Origin of the sequence: Mycetocola sp. BIGb0189 (assembly GCF_024810155.1) — a bacterium.
Lineage (GTDB): Bacteria > Actinomycetota > Actinomycetes > Actinomycetales > Microbacteriaceae > Mycetocola > Mycetocola lacteus.
In genome coordinates this window covers 38,759-58,394 of record NZ_JANUED010000007.1, presented here as the reverse complement: position 1 = coordinate 58,394, position 19,636 = coordinate 38,759, and the positions used below count along the sequence as shown (strand labels likewise).

The following is a 19,636-nucleotide window of genomic DNA, read 5'->3' as shown; positions in this document are numbered from 1 at the left end:
CCAAGTCCGCATCGGTGCGTTCTCGGTCGCGGATGATTCCGCGGCGCCTCATTGTAAGAACACTTGTTCTGAAAACCGGCTGTGAGTTCAGGAGAACGGACGCCGTGGTGTCGCACACTAGGTGTTATTCTTCCGATTGTTATCTAGGAAGGGGACCGCGTGGGCCGTCCAGCAAATCCCAATCGCCGCCCGGAACTGCTCAGTCAGATTCTGGAGCATGTCGCGACCTCGTCGCTGTCCCGTGTCACCTTTCGGAGCCTCGCTGGCGCACTGGGAGTAAGCACGTATGTCCTGGTGTATCACTTTGGATCACGCCGGGATCTGATCGACGCCATCCTCGATGAGAGCGTGCGCATGCGCCGCGAAGCGCTCGAGGGCGTGGACGTGGAGGCCCTGAGCCGCGAGGAGATGCTGGCCTGGATGCGCGAGGCGTTTATCACCTCCCTCGAGCCGCGCCACCTGCCCGGAATTCGCCTGCAGTTCGAGGCCGGATCCCTCGAGAGCATCGACCCGGACATCGGGACCCGCATCACCGATTCCTATGCGGTGTGGAACGAGCTCTTCGCCGGCTGGCTGCGTCGCCAGGACGTACCCGAGACCGAGGTCGACCGTCTCGCCCTGCACATCACCAACTGCCTCTTTGGCACCCAGTTTGGCTACCTGATTAGCGGTGACCGGGCGGCGACCATCGACGTCTTCGACATCGCCCTGGCCACCACCGTCGGACAGATCGACGCCGTCCGCGCGGGCATCCCGGCCGTCACCAAGTAGCCCCGGAGGGCCGAAAATGGCCCGCCACACCCGGGAAAACGCCGTGAGTTTGTCCCTCATTCGGGGGGCGAATTCGGGGTGCTAACCCGATTTTGCGGATATCGATGCGACACCCCGTTCCGGAGCATGTTGCCTCAGAGACAACTCCGACTCGATCTCCACCCAACAGCAGAGGGGCACCCGGCCATGTGGCCGGGTGCCCCTCTGCTGTTGTGCGGCTAGGCGCGGGCGGCCGCCGCGGTGCAGTCGGCGCACAGCCCGAAGATGTCAACCACGTGGCGGGCCTCGGTAAAGCCGTGCTCGGCGGCGACCCGGGAGGCCCAGGCCTCGACCTCGGTCGCCTCGATCTCGGCGGTGGTGCCGCACTCGCGGCAGATCAGGTGGTGGTGGTGATCCATCGTCGCACAGGAGCGGTAGATGGCCTCACCCTCGGGGGACTGCAGCGAGTCGGCCTCACCCTCGGTGGAGAGATCGGCCAGGGCTCGGTAGACGGTGGCCAGGCCGATGGGGGAGCCGGTGCGGTGCAGCTCGGTGTGCAGCGCCTGCGCGCTGATGAAGCCCTCGGAGCGCTCCAGCGCCTCACGAACGGCCTCACGCTGCCAGGTATTACGCCGAACGGCCATGCTGCACCCCTCCTCTTTCCGCCCGAATGGGCGCTCTCTGGGCGACCGTGTTAGGCCGCCACGGCGACGGTCTCGCCCGATGAGCGAAACGACCGCGTCTTGGTGCGGCGCGCCTCGATCAGACGGCACACCAGGTAGATCGCAAACGAGATCGTGGTGATGTACGGGCTGATGGGAAGCGAACCACCCAGTGCCAGCAGGATACCCCCTACAGCCGAGACAAAGCCAAACAGCATGCTCAAAATGGGTACCAGGATGGGCGATGCGGACACCCGCATGGCCGCCGCGGCCGGGGTTACCAGTAGCGCCAGCACCAGCAGTGCGCCAATAATCTGCACCGAGACCGCGACCATCAGACCCAGCAACAGCATGAAGGTCAGCGAGACGGCCCGGGTGGGCACACCACGGGCCGAGGCCACGTCGGCATCCAGTGAGTCAAAGCTCAGCGGACGCCACATGATGCCCAGGCCCAGCAGGACCACGATGCTGATCACGATCAGCCAGATCAGCTGCGGATCATCCACCGAGACGATCTGCCCGGTCAGCAGGCCAAACTTATTGGCCGTGCGCCCCTGGTAGAGGGCGAGAAACAGGATTCCCAGGCCCAGACCAAACGGCATCAGCACGCCGATAATCGAGTTGCGATCCCGAGCCTTTGACCCCAGCACGCCGATGATCACGGCGGCAATCAGCGAACCCACCAGCGAACCGGCGACCACGTTCACGCCGAGCAGCAGCGCGGCGGCAGCCCCGGCAAAGGAGAGCTCGCTGATGCCGTGTACGGCAAAGGCCATATCACGCTGCATCACAAAGACACCGATCAGGCCGCCGACGATGCCGAGCACCGCACCGGCGATCACCGAGTTCTGCACCAGCTGGAGGAGTTCGCCGTAGTTGGCAAAGCTGAACATCCGCGACCAGAGGTCATCCCCGCCGCCGGCAGCGGCGGTCAGGATCAGGGGAGCGAGCGCGGTGGTCATCAGGATGCCTCGGGAGTTTCGTTGTGGGGGTGGTGATCGTGGGTGTCCGGCAGGCCCATCACCACGATGCGGCCGTGTGAGCGGAACACCTCCACCGGGGTCTGGTACAGGTCGCTCAGCACGTCGCTGCGCAGGACTTCGTCCGGGGTGCCCTCGCGGAAGCGTCCGCCGGCGAGGTAGAGAATACGGTCGACCATACCCAGGACCGGGTTCACGTCGTGAGTCACAAACACGACCGGGGTGCCGTGGCTGCGCCGGCGGCGGTCGATCAGCTCGGACACCTCACGCTGATGGTTGAGGTCGAGGCTCAGCAGCGGCTCATCACACAGCAGCAGATCGGGATCGCCGGCGAGGGCCTGGCCGACCCGCAGTCGCTGCTGCTCGCCACCGGACAGGGTACCGACCGGGGCGTTCGCGAAGTGGGTCGCGCCCACGGATTCCAGCAGCTCATCCACGCGCTCACGCTCGCCGCGACGGGGGAGGGGCAGTCCAAAACGGTGCCCGTTCACGCCCAGGGCGACCAGGTCGCGGGCGCGCATCGGGGTCCCGGCGGGAATCATCTTCTGCTGCGGGATATAACCGATGCGACGATCGCCGCGGCGCACGGGGTCACCGCCGAAGCTAATCTCGCCGGCGGTCAGCTCCTGCTGACCGAGGATCGTGCGCAGCAGGCTGGACTTACCGGATCCGTTGGGACCCAGAACCGCAAGAAACTCCCCCCGGCACACGTCCAGGGAGAGGTCGTCCCACAGGGTGCGCCCGCCGAAGCCGAGGCGCGCACCCCGCAGACTGAGCACCGGGGCACCCGGGTGGCCGTGTTCATGCTCGGCCGCGGGTGCGCCCGGTGCGGCCGTCACTTACCGACGACCTTTGCGAGGTTGTTGATGTTGTCCTGCATCCAGCTCACGTAATCCTTCTTGTCCGGCAGGGTCTCGGTGAAGTCGACCACCTTGACGCCCGCTGCCTCGGCGGCCTTACGGACCTGCTCGGTCTCGGGGCCACTGGTCTGATCATTGTAGGCGAGGAGGAGGACATCGCCCGCACCGACGGCCTTGAGGGTGGCCTGCATGACCGCGGGGGAGACGTCGGTCCCCTCTTCGACGGCCTCGCTGTACTCGGACGGGGTCACGTTGTTCAGGCCCACGGAATCCAGCAGGTACATCGGTACCGGCTCGGTGATCGCCGCGTTCTTGCCCTCGAGCTCGGGCTTCAGGGCCTCGGCGCTCTTGGTCAGCTCATCGAGCTGGCCCACGAACTTCTCGTAGTTCTTGTGGAAGGCTTCGGCCTCGGCGGGACGGGCGTCACCCAGCACGTGGGCGAGGTCGTGGGCCACGTTCTTGACACCCTCGAAGCTGTACCAGACGTGCTCGTTGAAGCCCTCGACGTGGTTGTGTACGTCGTGGTCCTTGCCGGCCTCCTTGGAGGAGTCGTCCACCTTGGCGGTATCCGCGTCATGGTCGTGGTTGTGCGCCTCGTGCCCGGGCAGCAGTCCCGAGGCTTCGGCGGCGTCGACCACCTTGGGGGCGGTGCCCTTATTGGCGTCGAGGATGGTGTTCATGAAGTCGTCGTATCCGCCACCGTTTTTGATGACAACGTCGGCCTTGGATACCGCCAGGGTGTCCTGCGCGGTGGCCTCGTAGCTGTGCGGATCCTGCGCGACCGAGCTGATCAGGCTGGTGACGGTGCCGTGGTCACCGACAATCTCCGAGGCGATGGAACCGTAGACACTCGTGCTCGCCACGATCGAGAGCGGGGCGGTGGAATCACCGCTGGAGTCTGCGCTTCCCGGGGAGGTGGAGCAGCCGCTCAACACCAGTGCGAGGGCGGGCAGCGCGATCAGGGGCGCGAGGAGTCGTTTCTTCATATGAGAAACATTATCAGTAATGATAACCATTCTCAACACGGGCGAATTCGCCCGGGTCCCTCTCGGTTAACGTGTGCGCCCGCTCCCGGAATTCCGGGAGCGGGCGCACGGGTGAGGAAACTAGGACTTCAGCGAGTCCACGTACTCCTTGTTGTCGGCCATCCACTTGCGGACCAGATCCTGCGGCTTGCCGTCACCGCTGTTAAACAGGGCGTTCTCCAGCGAGGCCAGGGTCTCATCGTCCATGGTGAAGTTCTTGATCCGCTTGGCGACATCCGGGAACTTCTTCTCGAAGCTCGTGCTGCCCACCGAGTGCACACTCTCGGCGGTACCGAGGGAGTTCTTCGGGTCCTCCAGATCGCGGATCGGGAAGGCATCGTAGGCCCAGTGCGGCTGCCACAGGGTCACCGCAATGTTCTCACCCTTGGCGGTGGCGGCCTTGAGCTCACCCAGCATGGCCGGGGTCGAGGAGGTCACCAGCTTGAGCTTGTCGCCGATCTTATAGTCGGGGAACACGTTGTTCTGCACCTGCTTGGTCAGACCGGCACCGGCCTCGATCCCCACGATCCGATCGCCGAACTTATCGGCGTTCTCGACCAGCTCATCGATGGTCTTGATCGGGGCATCCTCGTTCACCGCAATGGTGAGCTTGGCGTTGTCATACCAGGAACCGAGGTCCACCAGCTTATCGCCGAAGCGCTCGAACTGGTCCTTGTGAGTGGTCGGCAGCCAGCTGTCCAGCAGCAGGTCGTAGTCGCCCTCGGAGATTCCGGTGTACACCGGGACCACGTCGGCATAGGTCAGCTTGACGTCGTAGCCCTCATCATCCAGCACGGCCTTCCACAGCTCACTCGCGGCGATCCCCTCATCCCAGCCGTTGAAGACCGCGATGTTCAGCGCCTTCTCGTCCCCGTTGTCCAGGGTGGCGGCGGGTCCCGAGGACGAGCAGCCGGTCAGGGCCAGGGCCCCGGCGGCGATGATGCCTCCCGCGGTCAGCAGGCGACGGGTCTTGGTGTTTCGAATCTTGGTCATAATAAATTCCCTTCGGTGGCGACAACGCGGTCGCCACTGATCAATCGAAAATGTGTGTATTGCCTGGTTATGCGGCGACGGGCGCCGGGGTTTCCTGAGCCGCGGCGGCACGCTTGCGCGGGAAGCGCCGCTGGCGGGGCTTGGCCAGGGCGGCGGTCATCCGGTCGAGGTAAACGGCGAGGATCACCACGCCGATACCCGCCTCGACACCCAGTCCGGTGTTGAGCTGGGTCAGACCCGCAACCACGTCGGTTCCCAGGCCCTCGGCGCCCACCATGCCGGCGATGACCACCATCGAGAGCGAGAGCATGATGACCTGGTTCACACCGGCCATGATCGTGGGCATCGCCAGCGGCAGCTGAATCTGACGCAGGATGCGTCCGGGGGAGGCACCGAATGCCTGTCCGGCCTCGACCACCTCGCGGTCCACGCCGCGAATACCCAGCTCGGTGAAGCGCACGCCGGGGGCCAGCGCAAAGATGATCGTGGCGACGATACCCGGCACCACACCCACCCGGAACAGCACCAGGGCGGGGATCAGGTAGACAAACGCGGGCATGGTCTGCAGGAAGTCCAGGATCGGCCGCACGATGGCCGAGGCGGTATCCGATCGCGCGGTCAGAATACCCAGCGGCACCGCGATAATCAGTGCGATCACACTGGCCACGATGACCAGCGCGAGCGTGTGCATCGCGTTCTCCCACTGCGAGACACCCACCACGAGCAGCAGCCCGGCGAGCATCCCCAGCGCAAACTTCCAGCCGCGCACCCAGAGGCCCGCAAGAACGAGCACCAGGATGATGATCCAGAACGGCGGTCCGGCAAACACGGTGTCCACCGCGTCGTACATGCCCTTAAAAATGGCGCGGATGACGTCGAAGAAGCCCGAGAGGTTTGTGGTCACAAACTTCTCGATCGACTCGACCCACTCGCCCAGCGGTACCCGGCCGGTCTCCCAGAAGCGGTCCCAGCCGCCTGCCATCGGCGCGATCATGCGTGACCTCCCGTGCTCGTGGTGGCCGATTCGGGCGCGTCACCGGTCGCACGCAGCGTGGCGGTGATTACATCCACCGGGACGGTGGCTGGGGCGATGATGGCGTTTTCGGCGGTGATGACGGGCTGCACGTTGGCCAGGGCGGCCAGCAGGGTCACCCGCGGAACGGTGCCCACCAGGCGGTTCTGATCATCAACCACCGCAACGGGCATCGGGCTCTCGGCGGCGGGCTCGAACAGGTCCACCAGCAGGGAGTCACGGGTCACGGTCGCGGCAGTCTCGCGCAGGGCGGGGGAGAGATCCCGCGCCCCCGCACGCACCAGGTCGAGGACCTCGCGGTCACGCACCACCCCGAGCAGGGTTCGGCCGGGGCCGAGCACAAACACGGTGGAGGTCTGGCGATCCCGCATCACCCGGAGGGCGGCGCGGGGACCGGCGGAGAGCTGGACCACCGCGTGCGGGGCCTCCATCACGCCCTCGGCGGTCAGCACCCGGGCGCGGTCCACGTCGTGCACAAACTGGGCGACGTAGTCGTTGGCGGGGTCGGTGAGGATCTCATCCGGCGTGCCCACCTGGACGATGCGGCCATCGCGCATCACGGCGATCCGGTCGCCGAGGAACATGGCCTCGTTGAGGTCGTGGGTGATGAAGATGATGGTTTTGCCGAGGTCGCGCTGAAGATCGACCAGCTGCTCCTGCATCTCGCGGCGGATCAGCGGATCCAGGGCCGAGAAGGCCTCATCCATCAGCAGCACGTCGGTGTCCGAGGCCAGCGCGCGGGCCAGGCCCACCCGCTGCTGCATGCCGCCGGAAAGCTGGCCGGGCATCTTCTGCTCCCAGCCCTCCAGGCCCACCCGGGCCAGGATATCCGTGGCACGGGCACGACGCTCGGCGGCGGGCACCCCCTGGATTTCCAGCGCGTAGGCGGCGTTATCCAGCACCGTGCGGTGCGGCAGCAGCGCAAAGTGCTGGAACACCATCGAGATGGATTCGCGGCGAATCTCGCGCAGCTTGCTCGCCGGGATTCCGGCGATTTCCTTGCCCATGACCCGTACGGAACCCGCGGTGGGCTCCCACAGACCGTTGAGCATGCGGATCAGGGTCGATTTTCCCGAACCACTCAGGCCCATGACCACAAAGATCTCGCCGGGCTTCACGTCGAAGGACGCGTCGATCACCGCGGCGGTACCGAGACCCGCGATCTCCTCGCGGGATGCGCCGGCACGCAGTTTATTCAGGGCTTCTCGCGGCTTTTTTCCGAAAATTTTGTAGAGGCCCGAAGCCTCTACCGCAAAGTTATGTGACACAGATTTTTTCCGGTCATCCGGGCGACGTTTCCGCCAGCGGCCGGGTGACACTCGCTCTTACGTCCGGGTCTTCCGCGCCCGGCATACCCCCGTACTCAAGCCTTCCCGAACATCGGTGGTAATCGGGTGGCGAAGGGTGGCATGCCCGGGGCGATCATGGGATCGCCGCCGGCGTGACTGACCATACGCCCGGGTGTCATTTCCACTGAAAATAACGTCCGGCCGCGGGCTCGTTGCGGACCTTTGTCCATCAACCACGCTAACAAGGTTCGGGGGCGAGTTGCCAATCGAGAACCTTGAGATCGCACCCAGGGCGCAAAAATACCGCGACCCGAGTCGCGGTAAAAAGCTGGTCAAGACCGAATTATCGAGGCGTTACCGGAACGTTACATCACGTACATGCAAACCCGGACAAACGCACTCACCCCCGGGCATGTTGTCTCTGAGACAACCCGGGGGCGAGTGGGGCAAAAAACGCTAGTCGAGCAGCAGTGCGGGCTCCTCGATAATGGAGGCCACATCGGCGATGAAGCGGGAGACCACATCGCCGTCCACGACGCGGTGATCAAAGGATCCACCGATCGTCGTGACGAAGCGCGGACGCACCTCACCATCCACGACCCAGGGCTTCTGCTTGATCGTGCCGAGCGCCACGATTCCGACCTCGCCGGGGTTCAGGATCGGGGTGCCGGTGTCCATCCCAAACACACCGATGTTGGTGATCGTGATCGTGCCATCCTGCATGTCCGCCGGGGTGGTCTTGCCGTCCCGAGCGGTCAGCGTGAGCTGCTCGAGCGACTTGGCCAGCTCGAGCAGTGACATGCCCTGAGCCTCCTTGACGTTGGGGACGATCAGGCCGCGCGGGGTGGCCGCGGCGATGCCGAGGTTCACGTAGTGGCGCACGATGATCTCGTTCTCGGTCCAGGTCGCGTTCACCGTGGGGTTACGACGCACGGCCCAGATGATCGCGCGGGCCATGATCAGCAGCGGAGACACCTTGACGCCGGCGAAGTCGGGGGAGGCCTTGAGGCGCTTCACAAACTCCATCGTGCGGGTCGCATCCACGTCCACAAACACGCTCACGTGCGGTGCGGTGAACGCACTCTGCACCATCGCCTGCGCGATGGCCTTACGCATGCCCTTAACCGGGATGCGCTCCTCGCGCTCGGGTGCCCAGGCGGGGGTCTCGATGTTGCGGAACACGCTGGCCTGACCGGCCGAACGCACCACGTCATCGCGGGTGATCTCGCCCACCAGGCCGGTGCCCTGAACCGCGGACAGGTCCACGCCCAGGTCCTTGGCCAGCTTGCGGATCGGCGGCTTGGCGATGATCGGACTGGCCGAGGCCGCGGGCACGCTCGGCGGCGGCACCGGGGCAGCGGCGGGGGTCGGGCGACCGCGGCGACGCGAGGTCACCGATCCGGCCGATCCGTACCCCACCAGCACCGACCCCGACCCTTCGGGCTCGGCGGCAATCGTGGACTGGGTGTCGGCGGCGGCCTCGACCACCGCGGCATCCGGGGCGGGGGCGGCCACCGGCGCGGCGGCGGAACCGTCGTTCACCGTGACAATCGGGGTCCCGACATCCACCGTGGTGCCCTCGGCCACCAGGATCTCGCTGACGGTGCCCGCAAACGGGGACGGCAGCTCAACCAGGGACTTGGCCGTCTCGATCTCCACCAGGGTGTCGTTGATCTCAACCCGGTCGCCCGGGGCCACCTTCCAGGAGACGATCTCGGCCTCGGTGAGGCCCTCGCCTACGTCCGGCAGGGGAAAGCTCTGCTCGCTCATCTCGTCTCCTTCTAGTACGCCAGGGCCCGGTCCACCGCGTCGAGTACGCGGTCGGCGTCGGGCAGGTACATTCCTTCAAGTTTCGCAGCCGGGAACGGGGTGTCAAACCCCGACACCCGCAGCACGGGTGCTTCCAGCGAGTAGAACGCCTTCTCGGCCAGGGTCGCGGCGATCTCCGACCCCACCGAGGCGTTCTCCGGGGCCTCCTGAGCCACCACCACGCGGCCGGTCTTACGGGCGCTATCCAGCAGCGGGCCGTAGTCGATCGGGGAGATCGAACGCAGGTCCACCACCTCGGCGCTGATGCCCTCACCCGCGGCCACCTCGGCGGCCTGCAGCAGCGTGGACACCATGGCACCGTGGCCGATCAGGGTCACGTCGGTGCCCTCGCGGGCCACGCGGCTCTGGTGCAGTCCCAGCTGAGACTCGGTCAGGTTCACCTCGCCCTTGGGCCAGTATCGGCTCTTGGGCTCGAAGAACAGCACCGGGTCGTTGCTCTGGATCGCTTCCTGGATCATCCAGTACGCGTCGTTCGGGGTTGAGGGGCTCACCACGCGCAGACCCGCGGTGTGCGCGAAGTAGGCCTCGGGGCTCTCCTGGTGGTGCTCGACGGCACCGATGTGCCCGCCGTAGGGCACCCGGATCACCACGGGCATCGACAGGGTGCCGCCGTGACGGTTGGTCTGCTTGGCCAGCTGGGACACGATCTGGTCAAAGGCCGGGTAGATGAACCCGTCGAACTGGATCTCGCACACCGGACGGTACCCGCGCATGGCCAGGCCGATCGCGGTGCCCACGATGCCGGATTCGGCCAGCGGGGTGTCCTGCACCCGGCGCGGTCCGAACTCGGCCTGCAGGCCCTCGGTGATCCGGAAGACGCCACCCAGCGGGCCGATGTCCTCGCCCATCAGCAGGACCTTCTCATCCGCGGCGAGCGCTGCACGCAGCCCGGCGTTAAGCGCCTTGGCCATCGGCATGTTCACGATTTCGCTCATCGGTTCTCCTCCGTCATCGATGCCTCATACCGGTTCAGCCAGTCCGACTGCTCCCGCATGCGGGGGTGCTCCTCGGAGTACACGTGTTCAAACATGGTGGGGAAGTCGGGGGCTTCCAGGGCCAGGGTGCGGGCGCGCACGTCGGCGCACAGGTCCTTGGCCTCCTCGGCGGCGCTGGTGAACAGCGACTCGGATGCTCCCCGAGCCCGCAGGTACGCCTCAAAGCGGACGATCGGGTCACGCTGCCCCCACTCGGCGCGCTCCTCATTGGTGCGGTACTTGGTGGGGTCATCACTCGTGGTGTGCGCGCCCATCCGGTAGGTCATCGCCTCGATGAAGCGCGGCCCCTGGCCCACGCGAGCCTCATCCAGGAACTGCGAGGTGACCGCGTAGCTGGCCAGCACGTCGTTGCCATCGATCTGCACGCTGGGCAGGCCAAAGCCCGCGCCGCGCAGGTACAGCGGGGTGCGCGACTGCACCGAAACCGGAACCGAGATGGCCCACTGGTTGTTCTGCAGGAAGAAGACCTGCGGGGTCTGGTGGCTTGCGGCGAAGACCAGGGCCTCGCTCACATCGCCCTCGGAGGTCGAACCGTCGCCGAAGTAGACGATCGTGGCCTCGTCGGTGTCCACGTTGCCGGTGCCGCTGGCACCGTCAAAGAGCTGCCCCATCGCATAGCCGGTGGCGTGCAGGGTCTGCGAGCCGAGCACCAGCGTGTAGAGGTGGAAGTTGCCGTTTTTGGGATCGGTGGGATCCCATCCGCCCAGGGTCACCCCGCGCATCAGGCTGAGGATGTTCACCGGGTCAACCCCGCGGATCATGCCCACGACGTGCTCACGGTAGGAGGGGAAGATGTGGTCCTGCGGACGGGCGGCGTGAGCCGAACCCACCTGCGCACCCTCCTGGCCCTCGCTCGGCGGGAACAGGGCCATCTCGCCCTGACGCTGCAGGTTGGTAGCCTCGCGGTCAAAGGCACGCACCGAGACCATGTCGCGGTAGAAGCGCTCATGGTGGGCATCGGTCAGGCTGTCCAGGCGTGCCAGGAAGGGTTCGGCGGCCGGGGTCGGCGCGAAGGTGCCGTCGGCGCTCAGGAACCGTACGGGCTCCGGGGCTTGTTCGGTGTGAAGAGTCATGATGTTCTCCGGTTAGGCTGCTCGGGCCGGGTGGCCGGCGGGCAGGTCGGATAGGATCTCCGCCGCCTGGGCGAGGAGGGGTGCGAGGGATTCTTCCTCGCCGATGCTGATCCGCACGCCGTCTCCGGCGAAGGGCCGGGTAACCAGCCCCGCGTCGAAGAAGCGCTCGGCCGCATCGAAGGTGTGCTCGCCCAGGGCGAGCCAGATGAAGTTGGATTCGCTGGCGGGAATGTTCCAGCCCTGCTCGCGCAGCGCGGCGATCAGGGTGCCGCGACGACGGGCGATGGCCTCGACCCGCTCCAGCAGCTCGGCCTCGGCCTGAAGGGAGGCGTGGGCGGCAGCCTGAGCGACACCGGTGACGGCCAGCGGGATCGCGGTCGCCCGGGCGGCATCCAGGATGGCCTCGGGCCCGGTTGCCCAGCCCACCCGCAGACCCGCCAGGCCATAGGCCTTGGAGAAGGTTCGCAGGATCACCAGGTTGGGGTAGCGGCCGACCAGGGTACGGCCGTCCACGGCCTCCGGGTCGCGCACAAACTCGGCATAGGCCTCATCCAGCAGGACCAGCAGGTCGCTCGGGACCGCGTCCATGAAGGTTGCAAACTCCTCGGCGGTCACGGTCACGCCGGTGGGGTTATTGGGGCTACAGACGATTGCCACGCGGGTGCGCGGGGTGATCGCGGCGGCCAGGGCCTCCAGATCGTGGCCCCCGTCGGCACGGTTGGGCACCTGCACGGAGGTGGCACCGGCCACGGTCACCATGGTCGGATACGCCTCGAATGAGCGCCAAGCATAGGCGACCTCGTCGCCGGGACCGGCGGCGGCCAGGATGAACTGCTGCAGCAGCGCCACCGAACCCGATCCGATGATGACCTCATCCGCGGTGGTACCCAGGCGTGCGGCCAGCGCGCCACGCAGTGAGGCGGCGGTGGCGTCGGGGTAGCGGTTGATTTCCAGCTCGGCCGTCACCGCGGCCAGCACGGCGGGCAGTGGGGCGAAGGGATTCTCGTTGCTGGAAAGCTTGAAGGCGTCGTCGCTCGCGGGACGTCCCTGCCGGTAAACCGGCGAGGCCAGGATCTCCGGCCTCAGCTTCACAGATGTTCGTTGTACGTTATCCACCACCAAAGTCTATTCATCCGCCGATACCGGCGCTGGAATGTAGTGCGACTCGCCGCAAGAACTGCGATAGTGGAGCATATGGGAAATTTTCTCCTGCGATTAATCACCAACGCGATTGCGATTTGGCTCACCACCCTGCTGCTGAGCGGCGTCACCGTGCGCCCGTTTTCGGATGACCAGTGGTGGCAGATTGGGCTCAGCTATCTGATCGTCGCCTTCATCTTTGCGGTGGTCAACGGCATCCTGGGCACCATCGTGAAGATCGTGGCGATTCCGCTCTACGTGATTACCCTGGGCCTGATCTCCTTCGTGATCAACGGGGTGCTGCTGCTGATCGTCGCATCCGTCACCGAATGGTTCGGATTCGGCCTGCGGGTCGAGAATCTGGGCTGGGCCATCCTCGGTGCCATCGTGATCTCGATCATCAACGCGATCATCGGCGCCATCCTGCGCCCCCAGCAAAGACGACGCTAGGCCGTGCCCGTGCCCGCGCAGCCCTTTGCGATTAACTTCGTCTGCTCCGGCAATATCTGCCGGTCCCCGATGGCCGAGGTCATCCTGCGTGGACTCGCCGAGGAGGCGGGACTCGCCTCCTCGCTGCGGATCATCTCCACCGGCACCGGCGACTGGCACGTGGGGGAGCAGGCCGACCATCGCACAATCGCCTCCCTCGCCCGGCACGGTTACGACGGCAGCGCCCACCGTGCCCAGAAGTTTCAGCCCGAACACTACGACGAGTTCGACCTCCTGGTGGCCCTGGATCGCAGCCACGAACGCGTGCTGCGCGCCGGCGCCCCCACCCCCGAGGACGCCGATAAGGTGGCGCTCCTGCTGAGTTTTGATAGCGCGCAGGCCCATCTGCGCGATGTTCCCGACCCCTATTATGCGGACGATGCGGTGTTTGACGCGGTTTTTGTCATGATTAGGAAGGCGTGCGAACAACTTTTTCGCCAAATACAACCCGCGATCCGAGCAGGAGCCTCTCGATGACCTCACTTCCCATCCAGCCCCTCAGCCCCCTCGATGGCCGCTATCAGGCCGCCGTCAGCGGTCTGGGCGAGTACCTCAGCGAGGCCGGCCTGAACCGCGCCCGCGTTCAGGTTGAGGTGGAATGGCTGATCGCGCTGACCGGTCGCGGTGCCTTCGGGACCTCGCCGCTGAGCGATGAGCAGATCGATGCGCTGCGCGCCCTGTACACCGAGTTCTCGCAGGCCGACATCGAGTGGCTGGCCGAGAAGGAGGCCGTGACCCGGCACGATGTGAAGGCCGTGGAGTACCTGGTGCGTCACCGCCTGAGCGAGCTGGGCCTCGACAGCATTGCCGAGCTGACCCACTTCGCCTGCACCAGCGAAGACATCAATAACCTCTCCTATGCGCTGACCGTCTCCGCCGCCGTGCAGGAGGTCTGGCTGCCCGGCCTGCGTCGCGTGATCGACATCCTGCGTGAGCTGGCCCACGAGCACCGCGATGCGGCGATGCTCTCGCACACCCACGGTCAGCCGGCCACCCCGAGCACCATGGGCCGCGAGCTCGCGGTGACCGCCTGGCGCCTGGAGCGGATCGTCACCCAGATCCAGCAGACCGAGTACCTGGGCAAGTTCTCCGGTGCCACCGGCACCTTCTCCGCCCACGTGGTGGCCGAGCCCGAGGCCAACTGGCCCGCGCTGTCGAAGGAGTTCGTCGAGGGTCTGGGGCTCACCTGGAACCCGCTGACCACCCAGATCGAGTCCCACGACTGGCAGGCCGAGCTGTACGGCAAGGTGTCCCACGCCAACCGCGTGCTGCACAACCTGGCGACCGACATCTGGACCTACATCTCGATGGGCTACTTCACCCAGATCCCGCAGGCGGGTGCCACCGGCTCGTCAACCATGCCGCATAAGATCAACCCGATCCGCTTCGAGAACGCCGAGGCCAACCTCGAGCTCTCCAGCGCGATCCTCGACTCGCTCGCCGCGACCCTGGTGACCTCGCGCATGCAGCGCGACCTGACCGACTCCAGCGCCCAGCGCAACATCGGCGTGGGCTTCGGCCACTCGCTGCTGGCCCTGGACAACCTGGCCCGCGGCCTGCGCGAGATTTCGCTGAACCGTGCGGCCCTGCTGGCCGACCTCGACGCCAACTGGGAGATCCTGGGCGAGGCCATCCAGACCGTGATCCGCGCCGAGGTGGCCGCCGGACGCTCCTCGATCGAGGACCCGTACGCGCTGCTCAAGGAGCTCACCCGCGGCAAGCGCATCGGTCAGGCTGACCTGATCGCGTTTGTGGAGAAGCTGGAAATCGGCGATGAGGCCAAGGCCCGCCTGCTCGCGCTGACCCCCGCGACCTACGTGGGACTGTCGGCCGAGCTGGTGGACTTCCTGCCGTAATCGGCAACCACGCACGCGGCCTCGGGGATTCCCGGGGCCGCGTTTGTGTTGCGGGGCGGGCGGCTATGCGGGCAGCGGTGCCCGCTCGGGCTCGGCCGCGGGTACAACCTCCGCCGGGCGGCGCAGCAGCTCCAGCAGGATGATCACCACCAGGCCACCCACGAGAGTCCAGATCACCAGGCCCACGGTAAGCGGACGCCCCCAGATCAGGATCGCCGCGGCCCCCAGGGCCAGCACAATCCGAATCGTCGGCGCGAGCAGGCTCAAACGGCGACCAAACCGGCCGGTACCGATGCCGTGCCGATCTCCGAAGGACCGAGCCCGGGCAAACAGCGCGGTGCTGGCACCGCGCAGGGTACGGGGAGTGCGCCAAGGGCCGGTCCACCAGGCGATGATCCCCACCAGCAGCGCGATGATCGCGACGGTGATCGACAGGTCCCGAGTAAACCCGATCCCGGTTTCCAGCACCAGCTGGGCCACCGGCACCGAGCCCAGGCTCGCACCGAGGCTCGGGGCCAGCACGCTCACGCCGATGCTCAGGGCCAGCACCACCAGCAGCAGGACCCCGGCGAGCAGCCCCGCGCCCCACAGCACCGCGGTACGGCGTCTGGGTGCCAGCAGGACGCCACCGAGGAGTGCGAGCAGCCCCAGCGGTGCCAGCCACGCACCCGCGGCCTGGAGGAGGGCGTAGCCGGGACGCAGGCGGGCCAGCTCATCGGCCTGCACCAGAACCAGCGTGCGATCCACCGTGGGGATCGCCGCGGCAATCCCCACCCCCTCACTCAGCAACCGAGACTTGACCGCGTCGATGATCGGGCCCAGCTGGACGCCGAGACTGCCATCGCTGCCGAGGGTGAGCAGGGAATTTTCGGTGCCCGAAAGCGCCGCCACCAGCTCGCGATGCGTGTGGGTGAGCAGACCCGTGGTGAGCTGAGTGAAGGCGGGGGAGGCGATCAGCTCGTCCACCGTGCGTTCGATCAGCCCGTTCATCCCGGCCACCGCGACGCCCTGCAACGCGTTCAGCGCGGTGCGAGCCCGCTCGGGAACACCCAGTCCGTCCAGCCCCTCAAAGGCGCTGGCCGCGAGGGACGGGACGTCCGCGGCATCGATGATCGCCTGACTGACCTCGCTCGCGATCAGGGATCGCACCTCGGGTTCGGCCAGCAGCGGCTCGAAGGTGTCCACAAACACCTCGGTCTGGGCCGTCTGAGTGGCCGCCCAGTTTGCCACAATCGCGACCGGGGCAAGCAGCGCCCCGAGCGCCAGCAGCACACCGGCACCGATCCAGCGCAGACGTCGCCCGGCGGATCGAGATCCCCGCAGGCGCGCGTTTTCGGCCTCCAGCCCGGCCAGGCGGGCGTGCAGGGTCGCGTTCTCCGCGGATTCTGGTGCTGCGTTCTCACTCATCGGTGCAAGCGTAGCGCGGGCAGAGCTGCGCGCCTATGCCCACGTTCACGCGCCACACCCCCAAACCCACAAAGCCCGTGCTGACGTGGTTCCCGCTCGAAACCACGACGCCCGCGATCCGAATCGGCGTTCGGGTCGCGGGCGAGGGTGTGTGCGGTTGATGCCTAGTGGGCGCGGGGGCGCTGGTCACCCTCGGTGTCCTGCGCGTGAATGTCACGGGCTTCAAAATCGTCGGGCTTGATGGCCAGCGAGAACATCGCGATACCGATCAGTCCAACGATGAAGGCGACACCACCGAGGATCAGGCCGAGCATCGGCTCCCGCGAGGCGTAGGCCGCGATCAGGCCGGTGAATCCACCAAAGATCAGGGCGATCACCAGCAGCTCGACCGGACGCAGAATCTCGCGACGGGTGGGCTTGCGCGGCGGGACCGGAGCGACCTGCGCGGCCGCATCAAACGCGTTGGCGGTCTCCGCGGCCAAAGCCTCGGCGGTGGGCTCGGTGCCGACCGGGGCATCCGCGACGGGCTGAGCATCTGCGACGGGTGCCGATTCCGGGGTGGCGGGTGCCGCCGGAGTGGTTTCGGGCTCCTGGTCGGCTGCGGGGGAGGTCATGTACTAGTCGCCTTTCGAGACGGAAACTGCGGGGACCGCCTTGGCGGCCGGGGCCCATTTCAGGGAGAGTGCGGCGATCGCCTGGTAAGCAGCGACGATGGCCGCATACGCTCCAAACAGGCCGACGGTCATGATCGACGCGTTCAGCACTCCCGGAGGGGTCTTGCCATCGCCACCGAAGTTGTGAACGTAGTCGGGACGCACCAGCAGCACGGCAACGGCCAGCAGCAGGGTGAACGCCCCCACGGCGATCCAATCGCGGGCAATGCCCAGGCGTCCGCGGGCACGCAGCCCACCGACCAGCTCCAGCACACCGGTGATCAGGGCCCATCCGGCGATCAGGCCGAGCAGTCCGATCAGGTGAGCGGCCGGGGCCGTCAGCAGGATAACCAGGGCAGCGATGCCGGCAACCACGCCGATCGCACCCTGTGCGCGGGTCGCTCCGCGGCCGAAACGAACGGGCACGTTGCGGGCACCCCAGATGAGCTGGATGAGCCCCTCGATCAGCGCGTACGCGGCAAAGGCCGTGAGCCCGAGCTGCGGGGAGTGGTCGCTGGAGAAGGTGATGACCAGCGCCACCACGGCCGCAATTACCGCACGCGAGAGCGGCAGCAGCCAGCTCCCGGAGGGCAGCGCGGGCGGGGTATCGCCGGTGTGAACGGCTTCGGACGTGGCCACGACTTATCCTCTTTCCCAGGATTTATACGATCCCACCCAGTCTACGCCAGCCAGCGCGCAACGCCGCCCGCGAGCACGTACACTTCCGCCCGCGAAATTCGGGTCCCGAAACTGGCTGAGGTGCCTAGGAACCCGGGGCGAGGTCAGCGAACCCCGAAGACAGAGCGTGCCCGAAGATGGCTGGCGCGCCTAGGAACCGGGGGCGAGGTCGGCGAAGCGGGAGAAATGCCCATGGAACGCCACGGTCACATCCCGGGTGGGACCGTTACGGTGCTTGGCGACGATGAGGTCAGCCTCGCCCGCGCGCGGGTTGTCGCGGTCATAGGCGCTTTCGCGGTGCAGCAGGATGACCATGTCGGCGTCCTGCTCAAGCGAGCCCGACTCACGCAGGTCCGAGATTGCGGGCTTCTTGTCCGCGCGCTGCTCGGGTCCACGGTTCAGCTGCGACAGCGCGATCACCGGCACCTGAAGCTCCTTGGCCATCAGCTTGAGCGATCGCGAGAACTCCGACACCTCCTGCTGACGGCTTTCCACGCGCTTACCCGAGGTCATCAGCTGCAGGTAGTCGATCACAACGAGCTTGAGGCCCACCTTCTGCTTGAGCCGGCGGCACTTGGCGCGGATCTCGACCAGGGTCATGTTGGGGCTGTCGTCGATGTAGAGCGGGGCGTCGTTGATCTTGCCGCGGGTCGCGGCGATCTTGGTCCAGTCGCGCTGGTCCACCGTTCCCTTACGCATGTTCTGCAGCGGAACCGAGGCCTCGGCGGCCATCAGACGCATCGCGATCTCGGCGCGCCCCATTTCCAGGGAGAAGAAGATCGAGGGCATGTTGTTGCCGATCGAGGCGGCACGGGCGAAGTCGAGCGCGAGCGTGGACTTACCCAGGGCCGGACGTGCGGCCACCAGGATCAGCTGACCGGGGTGGAAGCCGTTGGTGAGTTCGTCCATCTCGACAAAGCCGGTGGGCACACCGGTCATCTGGCCGTCCTTGCCGGCGGCGGCCTCGATCTCGTCGATCGCGGCACCGAGGGCATCGGTCAGGGGGACATAGTCTTCGGTGTCGACGTTGCCGTTGACCGCGTAGATTTCGGCCTGGGCGTTGTTGACCAGGTCGAGCGCCTCGCCCTCCCCCTGGTACCCCATCTGGACGATTCGGGTCCCGGCCTCCACCAGGCGGCGCAGCAGCGCCCGCTCGGCGACGATGCTCGCGTAGTAGCCGGCGTTCGCGGCGGTGGGGACCAGGCTGGTGAGCGAGTGCAGGTAGTCGGCACCGCCGGCTCGAGAGAGTTCACCCTGCTTGATCAGCTCGTCGGTCACGGCGATCACATCGGTCGGCTCACCGTGCGAGTAGAGCGACAGGATCGCATCGTAAATGATCTCGTGCTTGGGCACGTAGAAGTCGGTTCCGCGGACGGTCTCAACCACGTCGGCAACGGCGTCCTTGGACAGCAGCATGCCGCCCAGGGCCGACTGCTCGGCAAGCAGATCGTGGGGCGGGGTACGCTCAGCACGCGAGCCTTCGCCCAGGCCCGGGTCCGACAGGCCAAGATCCGCAATAGACACCGATTTACTCCTTCACGCCAGGCGCGATAACCGCCGTGTCGACCATCGTCGCGCGGTATAAGCACACCACGGACCACCGACACCGAAGCCCTGCACCGGCCGGAGAATTCGGGCCGCGAGAGGGATCCTCGACCACGCTACGGGAGCACCCCACAGAATCACAAATGCACTTGTGGATAACTTTGTGGAGAATCTGCGGGAAACTCCGTCCACATTGTGCACAACCTGTGGGGGGATCCTGTGGATAAGAAAAAAGTTTCACCAAATAAGAGCGCTTGACCTGGGTTTTTATCTCTCCACATGGCTGTGAGGAAAACTCTCTCCACCGGCGGGTGAATGTTGTCGTCATACACACCCTCAGTGTGTACAACTACTTGACCGTGGCCGCGGCGGCGCCGT

19 protein-coding genes are annotated in these 19,636 nt (G+C 66.3%); 4 read left to right on the top strand and 15 right to left on the bottom strand.

What is annotated here, in order from left to right:
• Positions 1–159 precede the first annotated feature (159 nt).
• Positions 160–771 (top strand): TetR/AcrR family transcriptional regulator, encoded by a 612-nt coding sequence (locus tag M2390_RS11795; RefSeq protein WP_259178942.1) that lies wholly within the window; start codon positions 160–162, stop codon positions 769–771.
• A gap of 218 nt (positions 772–989) precedes the next feature.
• Here the strand turns inward: M2390_RS11795 and M2390_RS11790 are convergent, their stop codons facing one another.
• The 11 genes from M2390_RS11790 to M2390_RS11740 all read right to left on the bottom strand — a co-directional run bounded on the left by M2390_RS11790 (position 990) and on the right by M2390_RS11740 (position 12,582).
• Positions 990–1,394, bottom strand: coding sequence for a Fur family transcriptional regulator (locus tag M2390_RS11790; protein WP_259178941.1), 405 nt, complete (start codon positions 1,392–1,394; stop codon positions 990–992).
• Positions 1,395–1,444: 50 nt separating this feature from the next.
• Positions 1,445–2,374 (bottom strand): metal ABC transporter permease, encoded by a 930-nt coding sequence (locus tag M2390_RS11785; RefSeq protein WP_121687765.1) that lies wholly within the window; start codon positions 2,372–2,374, stop codon positions 1,445–1,447.
• Positions 2,374–3,231 carry a metal ABC transporter ATP-binding protein gene (locus M2390_RS11780; RefSeq protein WP_259178939.1) on the bottom strand — a complete coding sequence of 286 codons (858 nt, stop codon included), beginning with the start codon at positions 3,229–3,231 and terminating at the stop codon, positions 2,374–2,376. Before M2390_RS11780 ends, M2390_RS11785 begins: the two co-directional genes overlap by 1 nt.
• Positions 3,228–4,238 (bottom strand): metal ABC transporter solute-binding protein, Zn/Mn family, encoded by a 1,011-nt coding sequence (locus M2390_RS11775; RefSeq protein ID WP_259178937.1) that lies wholly within the window; start codon positions 4,236–4,238, stop codon positions 3,228–3,230. Before M2390_RS11775 ends, M2390_RS11780 begins: the two co-directional genes overlap by 4 nt.
• 120 nt (positions 4,239–4,358) lie before the next feature.
• Entirely contained in the window at positions 4,359–5,270 is a 912-nt protein-coding gene (locus M2390_RS11770) for a glycine betaine ABC transporter substrate-binding protein (RefSeq protein ID WP_030147632.1), read from the bottom strand.
• A gap of 67 nt (positions 5,271–5,337) precedes the next feature.
• Positions 5,338–6,264, bottom strand: coding sequence for a proline/glycine betaine ABC transporter permease (locus M2390_RS11765; protein WP_259178935.1), 927 nt, complete (start codon positions 6,262–6,264; stop codon positions 5,338–5,340).
• Entirely contained in the window at positions 6,261–7,571 is a 1,311-nt protein-coding gene (locus tag M2390_RS11760) for a glycine betaine/L-proline ABC transporter ATP-binding protein (RefSeq protein ID WP_259178933.1), read from the bottom strand. The genes M2390_RS11765 and M2390_RS11760 overlap by 4 nt, the downstream gene beginning before the upstream one ends.
• Positions 7,572–8,048: 477 nt before the next feature.
• Positions 8,049–9,362, bottom strand: coding sequence for a dihydrolipoamide acetyltransferase family protein (locus M2390_RS11755; RefSeq protein WP_259178931.1), 1,314 nt, complete (start codon positions 9,360–9,362; stop codon positions 8,049–8,051).
• 11 nt (positions 9,363–9,373) lie between these two features.
• The gene (locus M2390_RS11750; protein ID WP_259178929.1) at positions 9,374–10,357 is read right to left on the bottom strand and encodes an alpha-ketoacid dehydrogenase subunit beta; all 984 of its coding nucleotides are present in this window, start codon (positions 10,355–10,357) and stop codon (positions 9,374–9,376) included.
• The gene (locus tag M2390_RS11745) at positions 10,354–11,490 is read right to left on the bottom strand and encodes a thiamine pyrophosphate-dependent dehydrogenase E1 component subunit alpha (protein WP_259178928.1); all 1,137 of its coding nucleotides are present in this window, start codon (positions 11,488–11,490) and stop codon (positions 10,354–10,356) included. The genes M2390_RS11750 and M2390_RS11745 overlap by 4 nt, the downstream gene beginning before the upstream one ends.
• Before the next feature lie 12 nt (positions 11,491–11,502).
• Positions 11,503–12,582, bottom strand: a complete 1,080-nt coding sequence (locus M2390_RS11740; RefSeq protein ID WP_259178926.1) for a histidinol-phosphate transaminase — start codon at positions 12,580–12,582, stop codon at positions 11,503–11,505.
• Between the two features lie 102 nt (positions 12,583–12,684).
• On the opposite strand from M2390_RS11740, the gene M2390_RS11735 reads away from it, so the two are divergent.
• The 3 genes from M2390_RS11735 to purB are packed head-to-tail and all read left to right on the top strand — an operon-like array spanning position 12,685 to position 14,975.
• On the top strand, positions 12,685–13,080 hold the full coding sequence (locus tag M2390_RS11735) for a phage holin family protein (protein ID WP_030147625.1): 396 nt from the start codon (positions 12,685–12,687) through the stop codon (positions 13,078–13,080).
• Between the two features lie 9 nt (positions 13,081–13,089).
• Positions 13,090–13,596 (top strand): low molecular weight protein-tyrosine-phosphatase, encoded by a 507-nt coding sequence (locus tag M2390_RS11730; RefSeq protein ID WP_255505726.1) that lies wholly within the window; start codon positions 13,090–13,092, stop codon positions 13,594–13,596.
• Positions 13,593–14,975, top strand: a complete 1,383-nt coding sequence (gene purB, locus M2390_RS11725) for an adenylosuccinate lyase (RefSeq protein WP_030147623.1) — start codon at positions 13,593–13,595, stop codon at positions 14,973–14,975. The genes M2390_RS11730 and purB overlap by 4 nt, the downstream gene beginning before the upstream one ends.
• Before the next feature lie 63 nt (positions 14,976–15,038).
• Here purB and M2390_RS11720 read toward each other — a convergent pair whose 3' ends face one another.
• The 4 genes from M2390_RS11720 to dnaB all read right to left on the bottom strand — a co-directional run bounded on the left by M2390_RS11720 (position 15,039) and on the right by dnaB (position 19,237).
• A complete protein-coding gene (locus M2390_RS11720; protein WP_259178921.1) occupies positions 15,039–16,382 on the bottom strand; it encodes a hypothetical protein in 1,344 nt (447 codons plus the stop codon).
• 164 nt (positions 16,383–16,546) lie between these two features.
• On the bottom strand, positions 16,547–16,996 hold the full coding sequence (locus tag M2390_RS11715; protein ID WP_259178919.1) for a hypothetical protein: 450 nt from the start codon (positions 16,994–16,996) through the stop codon (positions 16,547–16,549).
• A 3-nt stretch (positions 16,997–16,999) separates the two neighbouring features.
• A complete protein-coding gene (locus tag M2390_RS11710) occupies positions 17,000–17,674 on the bottom strand; it encodes a hypothetical protein (protein WP_259178917.1) in 675 nt (224 codons plus the stop codon).
• Positions 17,675–17,863: 189 nt separating this feature from the next.
• Complete coding sequence (dnaB, locus tag M2390_RS11705) at positions 17,864–19,237, bottom strand: replicative DNA helicase (RefSeq protein WP_030147619.1); 1,374 nt, start codon at positions 19,235–19,237, stop codon at positions 17,864–17,866.
• Positions 19,238–19,636: the final 399 nt, after the last annotated feature.

What these genes read in the sequence shown, in the direction of transcription:
- M2390_RS11790 (WP_259178941.1), bottom strand. Translation starts at nt 1,394, where the DNA reads ATGGCCGTTCGGCGTAATACCTGGCAGCGTGAGGCCGTTCGTGAGGCG.
- M2390_RS11785 (WP_121687765.1), bottom strand. Translation starts at nt 2,374, where the DNA reads ATGACCACCGCGCTCGCTCCCCTGATCCTGACCGCCGCTGCCGGCGGC.
- M2390_RS11775 (WP_259178937.1), bottom strand. Translation starts at nt 4,238, where the DNA reads ATGAAGAAACGACTCCTCGCGCCCCTGATCGCGCTGCCCGCCCTCGCA.
- M2390_RS11770 (WP_030147632.1), bottom strand. Translation starts at nt 5,270, where the DNA reads ATGACCAAGATTCGAAACACCAAGACCCGTCGCCTGCTGACCGCGGGA.
- M2390_RS11765 (WP_259178935.1), bottom strand. Translation starts at nt 6,264, where the DNA reads ATGATCGCGCCGATGGCAGGCGGCTGGGACCGCTTCTGGGAGACCGGC.
- M2390_RS11755 (WP_259178931.1), bottom strand. Translation starts at nt 9,362, where the DNA reads ATGAGCGAGCAGAGCTTTCCCCTGCCGGACGTAGGCGAGGGCCTCACC.
- M2390_RS11750 (WP_259178929.1), bottom strand. Translation starts at nt 10,357, where the DNA reads ATGAGCGAAATCGTGAACATGCCGATGGCCAAGGCGCTTAACGCCGGG.
- M2390_RS11745 (WP_259178928.1), bottom strand. Translation starts at nt 11,490, where the DNA reads ATGACTCTTCACACCGAACAAGCCCCGGAGCCCGTACGGTTCCTGAGC.
- M2390_RS11735 (WP_030147625.1), top strand. Translation starts at nt 12,685, where the DNA reads ATGGGAAATTTTCTCCTGCGATTAATCACCAACGCGATTGCGATTTGG.
- purB (WP_030147623.1), top strand. Translation starts at nt 13,593, where the DNA reads ATGACCTCACTTCCCATCCAGCCCCTCAGCCCCCTCGATGGCCGCTAT.
- M2390_RS11720 (WP_259178921.1), bottom strand. Translation starts at nt 16,382, where the DNA reads ATGAGTGAGAACGCAGCACCAGAATCCGCGGAGAACGCGACCCTGCAC.
- M2390_RS11715 (WP_259178919.1), bottom strand. Translation starts at nt 16,996, where the DNA reads ATGACCTCCCCCGCAGCCGACCAGGAGCCCGAAACCACTCCGGCGGCA.